The sequence below is a fragment of the Thermalbibacter longus genome (genome assembly GCF_023806485.1).
Classification (GTDB): Bacteria; Chloroflexota; Chloroflexia; order Thermomicrobiales; family Thermomicrobiaceae; genus Thermalbibacter; species Thermalbibacter longus.
Genome location: NZ_JAMSLR010000054.1, coordinates 1 through 320 on the forward strand (window position 1 = coordinate 1; position 320 = coordinate 320).

At 29.7% G+C, this 320-nt stretch carries 1 protein-coding gene; it reads right to left on the reverse strand.

The annotated features are described in order from the left end of the window. A partial coding sequence (locus NET02_RS16415; protein WP_284058508.1) for a proton-conducting transporter transmembrane domain-containing protein occupies positions 1 to 320 on the reverse strand: 320 nt, incomplete at both ends.

The window sequence follows — 320 nt, forward strand, 5'->3', positions numbered from 1 at the left end:
AACCAAATAAAAGAAATTTAGATTTAAATATATAATCCACAGATTCATAAATCCCTCCGAGAGGCCTACTTTGACTCTCATTTAAAAACCTAAAATAATATAAACGCATAGAATAAGAGCCAGAAAGTCCTACTCTAAAAGCTATCAAATATAAAAAAATCAAACTATAACTAGAACTGTAACCTATTTCTATAATAGCGTCCTTAGAATAAAATCCCGCTAAAAAAGGAAATCCACATAAAGCTAAATTGCAGATATTTATCAAAGTTCTAGCAAAAAGTCTTCCTTTTAATGAACCTCCCAAAAACCGCAAATCTTGT